Raw genomic sequence first — 12,905 nt, 5'->3', positions numbered from 1 at the left:
CAGGATTATCGCCGATTACAGGAAAGGGACTTTGCGGGATCAGGCCTGCAAAGTCCCTTTTTCGTTGCTGGGGAAAGCTCAGTCGGTGCCGATCGCCTGCTCGATGCGGGCGAATCCGTCGCGCGTCATCAAGGCGGGCAAGCCCTGGACGATACGGCGGGCAAGCCCTGGCCCGCCATAAACAAGCGCGCTGTACAACTGGATGAGGCTCGCTCCCGCGCGGATACGCGCATAGGCCTGTTCGGCGGATGCGATGCCGCCCGCCGCGATCAGCGGGATCGTGCCGCCGGTCGCGGTGCGGAAATCACGCAACCGTTGAAGCGCCAGATCATGGAGCGGCGCGCCCGACAGGCCACCGGCCTCACCGGCATGGGCCGAACGCAGCGGTGGACGGGTGATGGTGGTGTTGGCGACGATCAGCGCATCCAGCCCGCGATCGGCGGCAACGGCGGCGATATCGTCGATATCGGCGGGCTCGAGGTCGGGCGCGACCTTCAAAAACACGGGCGGGCGCTGGCTGCCGCGCGCTTCCATCACCCCGGCGAGCAATTCATCGAGCGCCGCGCGCGACTGGAGCGCGCGCAGGCCCGGTGTGTTTGGCGACGAGATGTTGACGGTCAGATAATCCGCTACGTCCTTCATCACGATGACGCCCTTGGCATAATCGGCGATGCGGTCGGCGGCGTCCTTGTTTGCGCCGATATTCACGCCGACGATTCCTGGGCGATGGCGGCGCTTGAGCAGGCGTTCCAGTGCTGCCGCTTGCCCGCCATTGTTGAAACCCATGCGGTTGATGACTGCCCGATCCTCCGGCAGCCGGAACAGGCGCGGACGTGGATTGCCGGGTTGGGGGAACGGGGTGAGCGTGCCGACTTCGACGGATCCAAAACCCAGCGACAACATCGCATCGGGCACTTGGGCGTCCTTGTCGAAGCCTGCGGCCAGGCCGACCGGATTGGGAAAGGTGAGGCCGGCGAGATTCACTACCAGTCGGGGGTCTGTGGCGGGGCGCCCACCCGATGGCTTCAGCCGTAACGCCGAGACCGTCAGGCGGTGCGCGCTTTCGGCGTCGATACGGAAAACCAGCGGACGGATCAGTGGATAGATAGCCATTGTGGCCGCCTAGCCTGTCGCGTCGTTGTCGTCATCCGCTTTACAACATCCGGACATTTGACCGTGCGTCTCCGTACGCTAATCCACCCTTGGGGCCAGACGATCGCATTTTCGGCAGGGAGCCAATATGGTTCGCATCCTTCTTCTATCCACCACTGTGCTGCTCGCGGTTTCCAGCGCATCAGCGGCAACGCCCGTGCCCGCCCCGGCCCCGACAATAACGGCCGAAGCCGACCAGAATACCGTAATCCAGCAGTTTTTCGTCGATTTTGACGATGCGGAACTCGCCCGTGCACCGATGAGCAAGGCGTATCGCGCGATCAAGGACGCCGATTATGGCAGGTGGAACGATTTTTCCGATGCGGCCGAAATACGCCAGCATGATGCCGAATTGGCTGCGCTGGCGGAAATGCGTCGTCGTTTCGATCCGGATAAGCTCGATGCGAACAATCGGCTATCGTTCCAACTGTTCGAAAAGATGATCGAACGGCGCGATCGGGCCTTTGCCTATCGCGATCATGAATATGCGTTCGATCAGATGAATGGCGCACAGAGCCAGCTCCCGGCTTTTCTGATCAACATTCACCGCGTCACCACCAAGGCCGATGCCGAGGCTTATGTCCGCCGGCTGGAAGGTTTGGGAGGCGCAATCGATCAGATCATTGCTGAATCCGGGAGCCGCGCCGCCAAGGGGCTTATGCCGCCCAAATGGGTTTACCCTTATGTGATTTCCGACGCGAAGAACGTCATTGCGGGAGCGCCGTTCGGGGATAGCGCGGATGCTCCGCTATTTGCTGATCTCAAGACCAAGGTCGCGAGGCTGGATATCCCGCAAGGGGAAAAGGATGCGCTGATAGCGGCTGGCGCGGCCGCACTGACATCCGGCGTGAAGCCGGCATTCAACCGGCTGATTGCCGAAATGGTGCGTCAGGAGGCGCTGGCTGGCGTCGATGACGGCGTGTGGCGGTTCAAGGATGGTGCATCCTATTATGCCGAACGGCTGGCGAATTATACAACGACCGCATTGACGCCGGAACAGATCCACAAGGTTGGCCTCGATAATGTTGCCCGCATCCATGGGGAGATGAAGGGGATCATGGCGCGGACCGGGTTTAAGGGCGATCTGTCGGCCTTTTTCCAGTTCATGCGCGCCGACACGCGTTTTTATGCACCCAATAGCGAAGAAGGACGTGCGCAATATCTGGCTGAAACCGAAAAGGCGAAGCAGTGGGTGACGGCCAAGCTGCCTTTGTGGTTCGGCGTGTTGCCGCAGGCCCCTTTGGTGGTGAAGCGGGTTGAAGGGTTTCGGGAAAAGTCCGCCGGCAAGGCTTTCTATCAAAGCCCCGCACCCGATGGATCGCGTCCCGGCACCTATTATGCCAACCTCTATGACATGGCCGACATGCCGATGACCGAGGTCGAGGCGTTGTTCTACCATGAAGGCTTGCCCGGCCATCACCTTCAGCGGACGATCCAGACCGAACTGAAAGATGTGCCGCCGTTCCGCCAGTTCGGTGGTGTGACCGCATATTCAGAAGGTTGGGGCCTTTATTCGGAGAAACTCGCCAAGGACATGGGGCTCTACACCGATCCCTACCGCGATTTCGGGCGCCTCCAGCTCGAACTGCATCGCGCGATCCGGTTGGTGGTGGACACTGGCATCCACCATCAGAGGTGGAGTCGCGAGCAGGCGATTCGCTATGTGGAGGCCAATTCGGCCGATGCTCCCGGTGGAATCGTCAAGGCAATCGAACGCTATGTCGTCTATCCGGGGCAGGCAACGGCCTACATGATCGGCCGGCTGAAGATCAGCGAACTGCGCGATAAGGCGCAAGCTGCGCTGGGCAGCCGTTTTGACGTACGCGGCTTTCACGATACCGTTTTGAAAAGCGGGCCTGTTCCGCTCGATATTCTGGAAAAGCAGGTGGATGCCTGGGTTGCCTCGGTAACAGCGAATTGATCTCTCGCGTAGCGATCGAGTCGATTCTGTCCAATAATTGGCAATGATTGTTCGTTAGAGCCTGTCCTGCGACCCGAAGGGTTCATCATCGATGGATGAGAGACCTTTCCCTTAAGACTCGGCCGGATTTTCCGGCCGGGTCTTTTTTTCGGCGTGACATCTAAGACTGATGATGCGACCGAATGGGATGTACGGACGACGAGGGGAGCTGGACGGACGTGGGCAACGGGGAGTTGGGCAGCAGCGCGATCGGATTGCGCTATTTTGCGCCAGCCCCTGATTTGCGCCGTTACCTTTCGGCTTATTATGTCTTTCGTGCTGATTTGCCGTTCGTTTCCGATATGGTGCGGGCGGACATGGCGCAGTTGCGCTTCATGATTTCTGGTCTGGGAAGCTATGGTTTCGCAGATGGCCGCAGCCTTGCCGCGCCGGAAATCACTTTGCTGGGACCGACGACCGGTGCGACTCGCTTCGATGTGGCGGGGCCGGTGCTTGTCTTCGGCGTCGGCATTCTGCCTGCGGGCTGGGCTGCCCTGGTTGAAGATGACGCCAGCCGGTTTGCCGATTCGCTGGTGGATGCGGTCGATGTTTTTGGTGGCATGCTGGAAGACGCCCTCGACGCGATGCGATTCGACAATCGCGGGTCCAGGATGGTCCACATGGTCGATGCGGTGATGCGTGGCCTGCTGACGGATGCGGCTGACGCGGCATATTGGTTCACGGAACTCGCCGATAAGTGGCTGACCGAAGACGCGTCGCCTTCGGTGGATGCGCTGGTTCGGCAAGCAGGTGTATCCGCCCGCCAGGTGGAACGGCTGACCCGGCGAATCTATGGCGCGCCGCCCAAGTTGCTGGCGCGCAAATATCGCGCCTTGCGGGCGGCGACGCGCTTTGCCGATGCGTCGGGCTGGGCGGATGCGGCGGGCGACGCCTTTTACGATCAGTCGCACTTCATCCGCGAGTTCAAGCATTTCAACGGGCAGACGCCATCGCAGTTTCGGCGGGCGCCGACGCCGGTGACGCGGCTGACATTGGCGCGGCGCAAATTGATCGGTTCCTTGCCGCGGCTGGCGCTGGTGAGTTGAGCGTCTGATTGAGACGGGTTGACGTTGGGGCGTCGCGCCCCCAAGTGGCAATCGGAACGAATCAGTCCGATTGGAGCCTATGCGTCTTTCCAGCCTTGCCGACTATGCGGTCGTGATGCTGACCGCCGCCGCCCGCCATGGGCGGCCGGAGGGGGAGGATGTGCGGCTGTCGGCGGCGCTGCTGGCCGAGGAGACCGGCGTGCCTTTGCCCACGGCGCAAAAGCTGATGGGGCGGCTGGCGGCCGCTGGCTTGCTGACATCGGCGCGCGGCACCGGCGGCGGATTCCGCCTCGCCCGCGATCCGGATGCCATCAGCCTGGCGGAAATCATCGAGGCGGTGGAAGGACCGATTGCCATGACGGCGTGCGTGGACCATGGCCGCCATGATTGCGGGCTGGAAGCGGATTGCCACGTCCGTCCGCACTGGACGGCAGTGAACAGCGCGGTAAAGGGCGCGCTAGGCGGGGTCAGCCTCGCCACCCTTGCAGGAGCCCCGGCATGAGTGAAGTCCGCAACCGCGAAGCATTCGAGGCCGCCGAAAAGGCGTCGACCTACGAATGGGGCTTCACCAGCGAAATCGAACAGGATTTCGCGCCCAAGGGCCTGAACGAAGACACCGTCCGCTTCATTTCGGCCAAGAAGAATGAGCCGGAATGGATGCTGGAATGGCGCCTGAAGGCGTTCCGGCTGTGGCTGACCTTGACCCCGCCCGACTGGGCCAAGCTCAACGTGCCGCCGATCGATTATCAGGACGCATATTATTATGCGGCCCCCAAGGCGAAGCCCAAGCTCGGCTCGCTGGACGAGGTGGATCCTGAGATTCTCAAGGTTTACGAAAAGCTCGGCATCCCGATCGAGGAGCAGAAGGTGCTCGCCGGGGTCGAGGGCAGCCGCAAGGTGGCCGTCGACGCGGTGTTCGACAGCGTGTCGGTTGCCACCACCTTTCGCGATGAGCTGAAGAAAGCCGGGGTCATCTTCCTGTCGATCTCGGAAGCGATCCGCGAATATCCCGAGATGGTGAAGAAGTGGCTCGGCAAGGTCGTGCCGATGCACGACAATTATTTCGCGACGCTCAACTGCGCGGTCTTTTCGGACGGCACCTTCGTCTACATCCCCGAAGGCGTGCGCTGTCCGATGGAGCTGAGCACCTATTTCCGCATCAACGCGGAAAATACCGGCCAGTTCGAACGCACGCTGATCGTGGCGGACAAGGGGAGCTACGTCTCCTACCTCGAAGGCTGCACCGCGCCGATGCGCGACGAAAACCAGCTGCACGCAGCGGTCGTCGAACTGGTTGCGCTCGACGATGCCGAAATCAAATATTCGACCGTGCAGAACTGGTATCCGGGCGACGCCAACGGCAAGGGCGGGATTTATAATTTCGTCACCAAGCGCGCGCTGTGCCAGGGCAAGGCCAGCAAGGTCAGCTGGACGCAGGTGGAAACCGGCAGCGCCGTCACCTGGAAATATCCGTCCTGCGTGCTGGCGGGCGAAAATTCGGTCGGCGAATTTTACTCGGTCGCCGTCACCAACAATTACCAGCAGGCCGATACCGGCACCAAGATGATCCATCTGGGCAAGGGCAGCCGTTCGACGATCGTGTCGAAGGGCATTTCGGCGGGCAAATCGAACAACACCTATCGCGGCCTCGTCCGCGTCGGGCCGACGGCCGAAGGCGTGCGCAACTTCACCCAGTGCGACAGCCTGCTCTTGGGCAGCGAGTGCGGGGCGCACACCGTGCCCTATATCGAAGTGCGCAACCCATCCGCGCAGATCGAGCATGAAGCGACCACCAGCAAGATTTCCGACGACCAACTGTTCTACGCAATGTCGCGCGGGCTGGGGCAGGAGGAAGCGGTGGCGCTGATCGTCAACGGCTTCGCCAAGGAAGTGCTCCAGCAATTGCCGATGGAGTTTGCGGTCGAGGCGCAGAAGCTGCTGGGGATCAGCCTGGAAGGTTCAGTGGGATGACCCTGCCTCCCCTTACCCCCGTCATGCCGGACTTGATCCGGCATCCCGCATTTTCGCGGACGGAAGGCAGCGGGACCCCGGATCAAGTCCGGGGTGACGGTGAGTTTCGGAGCAGCGTGAAGTGATCTTGGTCTTGGCACTCTCGATGTATTGGGTCGTAGCCGCTCAGCCCGAGCCATATGAGAAAGCTTTCGAGCCCTATCGGCAATGCGTGTTAGTGCAGGCGCAAAAAGGCTATTCTTCAAGCAGTAATCTCAAGGCCATCTTTAGTAGTGCAGAGGAAGCGTGTGCCGAAGAAGCTCAGCAAACGCTAGGACGACTAGCAGCGGCCGCAGCAGCATGGGCTGACGACAAACCTATCACGGCTGAAAATCCTCTCTACTCTGCCCAGGATCGGTTCAACTTTTTCGAACGAAATTTGCTTTTCGAGTTGGCCGAAGATTTCAAGCCGAAGGCGAAATGAGAATAATGCTCAAAATTGAAAACCTCCACGCCGAAGTTGACGGCAAGGCGATCCTCAAGGGGCTGTCGCTCAGCCTGAATCCGGGCGAGATCCATGCGATCATGGGGCCGAACGGCGCGGGCAAGTCCACGCTGTCTTATGTGCTGGCCGGGCGGCCGGGTTATGACGTGACCGAGGGCAAGGCGACGCTCGACGGCACCGATCTGCTGGAACTCGCGCCGCATGAGCGTGCGGCCGCTGGCTTGTTCCTGGGCTTTCAATATCCGGTCGAGATTCCGGGCGTGTCCAACCTGCAGTTCCTGCGCGAGGCGCTGAATGCGCAGCGCAAAGCCCGCGGTGAGGCCCCGCTTTCGGGCGGCGAATTCCTGAAGGTCGCGCGCGCGCAGGCCGATGGGCTGGGCCTGAGCATGGATATGCTCAAGCGCCCGGTGAATGTCGGCTTTTCGGGTGGCGAGAAGAAGCGCAACGAAATGGTGCAGATGGGGATCATCGATCCCAAGCTCGCCATCCTCGACGAAACCGACAGCGGTCTTGATATCGATGCGCTGCGTGTGATCGGCGATGGCATCAACCGGATCATGCGCAAGCCCGACAAGGCGGTGCTGCTGATCACGCACTATCAGCGGTTGCTCGATTATGTCCGGCCCGATTTCGTCCATGTGCTGGCCGGCGGGCGGATCGTCCGTTCGGGCGGCCCCGAACTCGCGCACGAACTGGAGCGCGAAGGCTATGGGGCGATCGCGGCGTGATGAGCGGGCTTCACCTCACTTTCCACCGTCACCCTGAACTCGTTTCAGGGTCCATCGTGCGACAGGCGATGTCGGCGCGTGCGGAGGGATGGATGCTGAAACAAGTTCAGCATGACGGGAGGGGCATGTGACGATTCTGTCTGTTCCCACCGCCAAACTCGAAGCGTGGCGCTATAGCGACATCGACGCGGTGGCGAGCGTGTGGCCGGTGGCTGCGGCGGAAGAGATTCGCGTGGCGGCTGGCGAAAGCGCGGTGCGGCTGATCGCGCAGACGGCGGACGCGGGTGGCGTGACGATCGAGGATTATGCCGTCGATGTGGCGGCGGGCGGGCGGTGCGCCTTTTTCGTCCTCAACGTCGGCGGGCGGCTCGGCCGGATCGCGATCGACGTGACCTTGCATGATGGCGCGCATTTCGAACTGGGCGGCGCGATTGTCGGCGGCACCGGGCAGACGTTGGAAATCGTCACCACCGTTCGCCATGTCGAGCCGAACGCGACGAGCAACCAGATCGTGCGATCGGTGCTGGCGGGGCAGGGCACGGGCAGCTTTCTGGGCAAGGTGGCCGTCGCGCGCGATGCGCAGAAGACCGATGCCGTGCAATCGGTGAAGGCGATGCTGCTCGATCGCACCGCGACCGCCAATGCCAAGCCCGAACTGGAAATCTACGCCGACGATGTGAAGTGCGCGCATGGCGCGACGGTGGGCGAACTCGACAAGCAGGCTTTGTTCTACCTTGAAAGCCGGGGCTTGCCGCCGGTGGAAGCCAAGGCCTTGTTGTTGCAGGCGTTCATTGCCGGTGCGTTTGTCGGGCTGGACGATGATGACGCGCGCGGGCGGCTGGAAGCCGGGGCGCTGGCGGCGTTGGAGGCGTTGTTGTGACTGTGATGGCCGATCATCTGGCCGATTTCCCGGCGATTGCCGATGGCTGGGCGTATCTCGATACCGCCGCCACCGCGCAGAAGCCCAAGGCCGTGCTCGATGCGATCGCGCAGGTGTATGGCCGCGATTATGCGACGGTGCATCGCGGGGTTTATGCCCGTTCCGCCGACATGACGATCGCGTTCGAGGCGGGCCGGGCGCGGGTGGCGCGTTTCATCGGTGCGCGATCGGCTGACGAAGTGGTGTTCGTGCGCGGCGCGACCGAGGCGATCAATCTGGTCGCGCAAAGCTGGGGCGGCACGCATCTCAAGGCGGGCGACCGCATTTTGCTGTCCACCCTGGAACATCATTCGAACATCGTGCCGTGGCAGTTGCTGCGCGATCGGATCGGTATCGAAATCGACGTCGCGCCGCTGACCGACGATGGCGTGATCGATCTGGACGCGGTGGAAGCGATGCTGACCCCGGCGCACAAATTGGTGGCGCTGGCGCATGTCTCCAACGTGCTGGGATCGGTGCTGGATGTCCGCCGCGCGGTGGCGCTGGCCCATGCGGTGGGCGCGAAGATCCTGCTCGACGGGTGCCAGGCGGTGCCGCGTCTGGGTGTGGACGTGGCCGCGCTCGATTGCGATTTCTACGTCTTTTCCGGGCATAAGCTGTACGGGCCGACGGGCATCGGGGTGCTGTGGGCCAAGGCCGATATCCTCGATTCCATGCCGCCATGGCAGGGCGGGGGCGCGATGATCGATCGGGTGAGTTTTGCCCGCACGACTTACGCGCCCGCACCGGCGCGGTTCGAGGCGGGCACGCCGCATATCGAAGGCGTGATCGGGCTGCATGCGGCGATCGATTATGTCGATGCGATCGGGATCGATGCGATCCATGCGCATGAAGTTTCGCTGGTGCGGTCTGCCCGCGCGGCGCTGTCGGGCATCAACAGCGTGCGGCTGTTCGGCCCCGAAGATGCGGCCGGGATTGTCAGTTTCGCGATCGAGGGGGTGCATCCCCACGATATCGGCACCATATTGGACGAAGCTGGTGTGGCGATCCGCGCCGGGCACCATTGCGCGCAACCGCTGATGGAGCATCTGGGCGTGCCGGCGACGGCGCGGGCGAGCTTCGGCATCTACAACCGCCAGGCCGATGTGGATGCGCTGGCGCGGGGGATTGAACGGGTGACGAGAATATTCGGATGAACGAAGACACCAAGATCCGGACCGAAGAGGTCAGCGCCGTACCGCCGGCACCGCGCGCCCGCGTCGATGATGCGGTGGACGATGCGCCTGCGCCGCGTTCGCGCGATTATCTCGATGGGTTCCTGACGCAGACGCCGGTGGCGGCGGGTGCGGGCGAGCCGGGTGGCGACCTGTATGAAGCGGTGATCGCCGCCCTTAAGGAAATCTTCGATCCGGAAATTCCGGTGAACATCTATGATCTTGGGCTGATCTACGGGGTCGATATCGATGCCGATGGCCATGCGCTTGTCACCATGACCTTGACGACGCCGCATTGTCCGGTCGCGGAATCGATGCCCAGCGAAGTGGAACTGCGCGTCGGATCGGTGCCCGGCGTTGGCGTCGCCGAAGTGAACCTCGTCTGGGATCCGCCATGGGATCCGCAGAAGATGTCGGACGAAGCCAAGCTCGAACTGGGGATGCTATAATGTCGACCGCGACCCGCGTCCGCCCCGCAGCCCTCATCCTCACGCCATCCGCCGAACAGCGGATTGCCGACCTGATGGCGCGCGCACCCGAAGGATCGGTCGGCGTCAAGCTGTCGACCCCACGGCGGGGCTGTTCGGGGCTGGCTTATTCGGTCGATTATGTCACGCAAGCCGATCCGTTCGATGAAAAGATCGTCACCCCCGGCGGTGATTTCTACGTCGATGGCGGATCGATCCTGTACCTCATCGGATCGGTGATGGACTGGGTGGAGGATGATTTCACCGCCGGCTTCGTGTTCCAGAACCCCAACGCCAAGGGCGCGTGCGGCTGCGGCGAAAGCTTCACCGTCTGAACGCCGCCGCCACGGTTGCCGTAAGCCGGCACCCCCGCTAGACCGCGCGCCATGCTGCCCGCGCTCGCCCATGTCGATTGCTGGATCTTCGATCTGGACAACACGCTCTACCCGGCGTCGGCGGACCTGTTCGGGCTGATCGATGCGCGGATGGGGCAGTTCATCCAGAATCTGCTGGGCGTGGACCCGCAAGAAGCGCGGCGCATCCAGAAAAGCTTTTTTGTCGAGCATGGCACGACGCTCAATGGCCTGATGGCGACGTACGGCATCGAACCGCGCGGCTTCCTGGATTTCGTCCATGATATCGAAATGGACGCGATCGCCGAGGATCGCCGGCTGGTCAAAGCGGTGGCGCAGCTGCCGGGGCGCAAGCTGATCTTCACCAATGGCGAAGAGGGGTATGCGCGGCGCGTGCTCGCCCGTCTCGGCCTGGGTGAGAGCTTTGAAGCCGTGCACGACATCCACGCCTGCGCCTATCAGCCCAAGCCCGATCCGGCGAGCTATGACGCGATGTGCGCAGCACTCGCCGTGCGGCCCGAAACGGCGCTGTTCGTCGAGGACATGGCCCGCAACCTCAGGCCCGCCAAGGCGCTGGGCATGACGACGGTGTGGGTGAATAACGGGTCGGACTATGGCGGCCACGAGCACCACCCCGATTATATCGATTACGAGATCGCCGAAGTCGGCGAATGGCTGGAACAGATATTGAGGACCAAGATATGAGCGATCTGGCGCAGACGATCGAAGCGGCATGGGACGCGCGCGATACGCTGGGTTTCGACACCAAGGGCGCGGTGCGCGATGCGGTTGATACGGCCCTCGCGCAGCTCGACGCGGGCACCGCGCGCGTGGCCGAAATGGTGAATGGCGAGGTGATCGTCCACCAGTGGCTGAAGAAAGCGGTGCTGCTGTCGTTCCGCCTGAACGACAATGCGCTGATCGGCGGGGCGGCCGGTGACGCCAGCTGGTGGGACAAGGTGCCGAGCAAGTTCACCGGCTGGGGCGAGGCCGACTATCGCGCGGCGGGCTTCCGCGCGGTGCCGGGTGCTGTTGCGCGGCGCGGCGCGTTCATCGCCAAGGGCGTGGTGCTGATGCCGAGCTTCGTCAACATCGGGGCGTATGTGGCCGAAGGCGCGATGATCGACGCGTGGGCCACCGTCGGCAGCTGCGCGCAGATCGGCCGCAACGTCCATATTTCGGGCGGCGCGGGCATTGGCGGCGTGCTCGAACCGCTGCAGGCCAACCCGGTGGTGATCGGCGACGGCGCGTTCATCGGCGCGCGCGCCGAAGTGGCCGAAGGCGTGATCGTCGGCGAAGGCGCCGTGCTGTCGATGGGCGTGTATCTGGGCGCATCGACCAAGATCGTCGACCGCGCGACCGGCGAAGTGTTCGTCGGCCGCGTGCCCGATTATGCGGTCGTCGTCCCCGGCAACCTGCCCGGCCGCACGCTTCCCGATGGCACGCCCGGCCCGTCGCTCTACTGCGCCGTCATCGTCAAGCGGGTCGACGCGCAGACCCGCGCCAAGACCGGGATCAACGAACTGCTGCGGGACTAAGCATCATGGCCGGCATCATCGTCCACCACCTCGAAAATTCGAAATCGCAGCGCATCCTGTGGCTGCTCGAAGAATTGGGACTGGACTATGATGTCGTCCGCTATGCGCGGGTGAACGGGGGCGTGGCCCCGCCCGAACTCACCCGCGTCCACCCGCTCGGCAAGGCGCCATCGGTGGAGGTGGATGGCGTGGTGATGGCCGAATCCGCCGCGATCATCCAATATGTGCTGCTGCGCCACGGGGCGGGCCGGCTGGCCCCGCCGGTGGACTCGCCCGATTATGCCAAGTTTCTCGAACTGCTGCATTACCCTGAATCGTCGTTGGCGCTGCGTACTCTGCTGCCCTTGTTCGTCCGGCTGTTCGGGGTGAGCAATGCGTTCCTCGAAGGCTATGCCACACATGGGCTGGACGTGCAGCTCGGCCATCTCGATGCGCTCCTAAGCGGGCGCGACTATCTGATCGGTGATGCGTTCACGGCGGCCGACCTGCAACTGACCCACGAACTGCAATTCCTGAAGGCGCAAGGGCAGATCGACGCGCGCCCGGTGCTGCTGGGCTTCATCGACCGGATGGAAGCGCGGCCGGCTTGGGTGCGGGCCGTGGACCGTGGCGGGCCGTTCAGTCTGGCGTTCGGGGCTTAGACCGCGTTGCAATTCAGGCGGCGGCGTTCGTGCACGCTAGCTGGCGGAAATGGACTGTCGGGACACGGACATTGTGGACATTGTGCGCAACCGATAGCTCGCTTCTCGAACTGTTTGGTGCAACTCGACCTGAGAGGGGCGCAAAAGTGCGGCTACCGTTCCGAAATTACCTATCCACGTCGATGACGATCTTCATCGAACCGATTTGCGAGCAATACGAAATTCCCGCCGGCGGGGAGGCTGTTGTCACCCTTGAGGACGGGTGTCCGCACTCAATCGACATCCACCCTGACAACTGGGTTTCCATCTGGAACGAAGGTTCAGAGTTTGCGGTGGTCGAGATCTTCAATGAACATCAATTCTCACACCCGCCGCAGCGTGCGGATTAGCAGCACGCAAGCAGCCGATTTCGAAGATCAAAACCGACGTTCCGGACATGCCGACAAAACGATCGTTTCTCCCCTCCCTGAA

Annotated in this window: 15 protein-coding genes; 14 read left to right on the top strand and 1 reads right to left on the bottom strand. The window is 62.6% G+C overall.

From position 1 onward, the window contains the following. Nucleotides 1-78: 78 nt before the first annotated feature. Complete coding sequence (locus KC8_RS12350; RefSeq protein ID WP_010123152.1) at nucleotides 79-1,113, bottom strand: quinone-dependent dihydroorotate dehydrogenase; 1,035 nt, start codon at nucleotides 1,111-1,113, stop codon at nucleotides 79-81. 127 nt (nucleotides 1,114-1,240) lie between these two features. Between KC8_RS12350 and KC8_RS12345 the strand changes: the two genes are divergently transcribed. The 14 genes from KC8_RS12345 (at nucleotide 1,241) to KC8_RS12285 (ending at nucleotide 12,823) form a co-directional block, all read left to right on the top strand. Then, nucleotides 1,241-3,073 carry a DUF885 domain-containing protein gene (locus KC8_RS12345; RefSeq protein WP_010123153.1) on the top strand — a complete coding sequence of 611 codons (1,833 nt, stop codon included), beginning with the start codon at nucleotides 1,241-1,243 and terminating at the stop codon, nucleotides 3,071-3,073. Nucleotides 3,074-3,255: 182 nt separating this feature from the next. Continuing rightward, nucleotides 3,256-4,158: a helix-turn-helix domain-containing protein gene (locus tag KC8_RS12340; protein WP_010123154.1), complete on the top strand. Its 903-nt coding sequence runs from the start codon at nucleotides 3,256-3,258 to the stop codon at nucleotides 4,156-4,158. Nucleotides 4,159-4,237: 79 nt separating this feature from the next. Continuing rightward, nucleotides 4,238-4,660: an SUF system Fe-S cluster assembly regulator gene (locus tag KC8_RS12335; RefSeq protein ID WP_010123155.1), complete on the top strand. Its 423-nt coding sequence runs from the start codon at nucleotides 4,238-4,240 to the stop codon at nucleotides 4,658-4,660. Further along, nucleotides 4,657-6,129 carry a Fe-S cluster assembly protein SufB gene (gene sufB, locus KC8_RS12330; protein WP_010123156.1) on the top strand — a complete coding sequence of 491 codons (1,473 nt, stop codon included), beginning with the start codon at nucleotides 4,657-4,659 and terminating at the stop codon, nucleotides 6,127-6,129. Before KC8_RS12335 ends, sufB begins: the two co-directional genes overlap by 4 nt. A 121-nt stretch (nucleotides 6,130-6,250) precedes the next feature. Next, nucleotides 6,251-6,592 (top strand): hypothetical protein, encoded by a 342-nt coding sequence (locus tag KC8_RS19840; protein WP_138956569.1) that lies wholly within the window; start codon nucleotides 6,251-6,253, stop codon nucleotides 6,590-6,592. 5 nt (nucleotides 6,593-6,597) lie between these two features. Then, nucleotides 6,598-7,341, top strand: coding sequence for a Fe-S cluster assembly ATPase SufC (sufC, locus tag KC8_RS12325; RefSeq protein ID WP_010123157.1), 744 nt, complete (start codon nucleotides 6,598-6,600; stop codon nucleotides 7,339-7,341). Nucleotides 7,342-7,468: 127 nt separating this feature from the next. Further along, entirely contained in the window at nucleotides 7,469-8,221 is a 753-nt protein-coding gene (locus tag KC8_RS12320; RefSeq protein WP_010123159.1) for a SufD family Fe-S cluster assembly protein, read from the top strand. A 5-nt stretch (nucleotides 8,222-8,226) separates the two neighbouring features. Continuing rightward, nucleotides 8,227-9,417: a cysteine desulfurase gene (locus tag KC8_RS12315; protein WP_010123161.1), complete on the top strand. Its 1,191-nt coding sequence runs from the start codon at nucleotides 8,227-8,229 to the stop codon at nucleotides 9,415-9,417. Beyond that, nucleotides 9,414-9,884: an SUF system Fe-S cluster assembly protein gene (locus KC8_RS12310; RefSeq protein ID WP_010123163.1), complete on the top strand. Its 471-nt coding sequence runs from the start codon at nucleotides 9,414-9,416 to the stop codon at nucleotides 9,882-9,884. The genes KC8_RS12315 and KC8_RS12310 overlap by 4 nt, the downstream gene beginning before the upstream one ends. Beyond that, nucleotides 9,884-10,237, top strand: a complete 354-nt coding sequence (locus KC8_RS12305) for a HesB/IscA family protein (protein WP_010123166.1) — start codon at nucleotides 9,884-9,886, stop codon at nucleotides 10,235-10,237. Before KC8_RS12310 ends, KC8_RS12305 begins: the two co-directional genes overlap by 1 nt. A 51-nt stretch (nucleotides 10,238-10,288) precedes the next feature. Beyond that, nucleotides 10,289-10,960, top strand: coding sequence for a pyrimidine 5'-nucleotidase (locus KC8_RS12300; protein ID WP_010123168.1), 672 nt, complete (start codon nucleotides 10,289-10,291; stop codon nucleotides 10,958-10,960). Then, the gene (gene dapD, locus KC8_RS12295; protein ID WP_010123170.1) at nucleotides 10,957-11,793 is read left to right on the top strand and encodes a 2,3,4,5-tetrahydropyridine-2,6-dicarboxylate N-succinyltransferase; all 837 of its coding nucleotides are present in this window, start codon (nucleotides 10,957-10,959) and stop codon (nucleotides 11,791-11,793) included. Before KC8_RS12300 ends, dapD begins: the two co-directional genes overlap by 4 nt. A 5-nt stretch (nucleotides 11,794-11,798) precedes the next feature. Further along, nucleotides 11,799-12,434 carry a glutathione S-transferase family protein gene (locus KC8_RS12290; RefSeq protein ID WP_010123172.1) on the top strand — a complete coding sequence of 212 codons (636 nt, stop codon included), beginning with the start codon at nucleotides 11,799-11,801 and terminating at the stop codon, nucleotides 12,432-12,434. 182 nt (nucleotides 12,435-12,616) lie between these two features. Beyond that, a complete protein-coding gene (locus KC8_RS12285) occupies nucleotides 12,617-12,823 on the top strand; it encodes a hypothetical protein (RefSeq protein ID WP_010123173.1) in 207 nt (68 codons plus the stop codon). Nucleotides 12,824-12,905 lie beyond the last annotated feature (82 nt).

This window comes from Sphingomonas sp. KC8, assembly GCF_002151445.1.
Lineage (GTDB): Bacteria > Pseudomonadota > Alphaproteobacteria > Sphingomonadales > Sphingomonadaceae > Sphingomonas_E.
Note: the sequence above shows the minus strand (reverse complement) of the source record. Positions and strands in the feature narration are given on the sequence as shown.